General features: G+C 33.1%; 1 protein-coding gene. It reads right to left on the reverse strand.

The genetic code is table 11. The features are described from left to right. Nucleotides 1-229 precede the first annotated feature (229 nt). Nucleotides 230-997 carry a GNAT family N-acetyltransferase gene (locus BLO51_RS28340; RefSeq protein WP_090677491.1) on the reverse strand — a complete coding sequence of 256 codons (768 nt, stop codon included), beginning with the start codon at nucleotides 995-997 and terminating at the stop codon, nucleotides 230-232. Between the last annotated feature and the right edge of the window lie 295 nt (nucleotides 998-1,292).

Genomic DNA, 1,292 nt, shown 5'->3' on the forward strand with positions numbered 1-1,292 from the left:
AAGACAGAAGTTGCCGATTCTCGAATATATTCGGCGCGCTCTGGAAGGCCAGCCTTTCATGCCCTCGTTTCGAACTGTCTAAGATGCGTTCAACCCTCTCGTTTAGGGGTACTCCGTACCCCTATTTGGTCTGCTCTCAGGCTACCTCTGAGTAGTTACTAAAAAAGTTTGATCATTTCCTATCTATGTTGCTCAACAATCGCGCCCTTTAGCTTAATAAGAAAACCCCTTATTCAAATACAACCATTTCTCCGACATCTATAAATCCAAATCGCTTATAGATATTTTTCCCATCATCTGAAGCCTGTAATACAACTGGTTTTTGTTTATCCTTTGTTTGATTTAGAAGAAATTGAAACATTTCACTGCCAATTCCTTTACCTCTAAATGTTTCTTTTGTCATCACATCATAAATACCATAACTATCTTTGCTTTCTATTAATAAACCAGTAGCTACAGGCATTTCGTCTATGCATCCAATAAACATTTGAACTTCTGAACCTAATTTTATTTGTGAAAACTTATTAAAATAACTTTCTAATGCATCTTTTTCTGGTGTACCTTCAAATAAGCTCATAAATACCTCTATATATTTTAAAAGTTCTTCATTATTTTTCACATTAGTAATCATAAGCTGATGGGAAATTCTTTGACCAACATTAAGAGTATTTTCAAGTTTCATCATTACATTACGTTCCGTTTCTTTTAGGTCATATTCTTGCATAAGTTTTTTCCAATCATCGTTTAAATACTGAGCATCAATCCAAATACTAAAGGGATATTCTTTATAAGAAAAATTATCGATTCCATGTCTAATCTTAACTGCATTTTTGATATCTGGAGATTTCGGCAATAATATATTGAATGTATCAGTAGGAATTCCTGTATTTGCTATAACGAAATCTTCTTCCTTTGTAAGTTCTCCACTAACTGCATGAGTAAATACTTTTAATTTTTCTTCAAAATTGTTTATTACTAATTGTTGATTTGTATTCATGTTTTTGCCCCTTTTAATTTAATTTGGCGCGCTCATTTTTATTATAAGGTCAGTTAAATTCTGAAACAACTGTGTTCACAGTATTTATATCCTACCAGAATTTTCAGAAAACATCTCGAAGATTTAAAACGAGAATCCAAAAAGGAATTTCAAACCATTCTTTTTACTAGGGCGTGTCTGAAAACTCATCATAGTGGAAGTACTTCAACAAAATCATGGCAGAAGCCAAAAAAGCAAAGCTCAAAAAGTTTCGAGAAAGTTTATCGTAGCGTGTTGCGATCCCACGGAATTGTTT

It is taken from the genome of Paenibacillus tianmuensis, from assembly GCF_900100345.1.
Classification (GTDB): domain Bacteria; phylum Bacillota; class Bacilli; order Paenibacillales; family NBRC-103111; genus Paenibacillus_G; species Paenibacillus_G tianmuensis.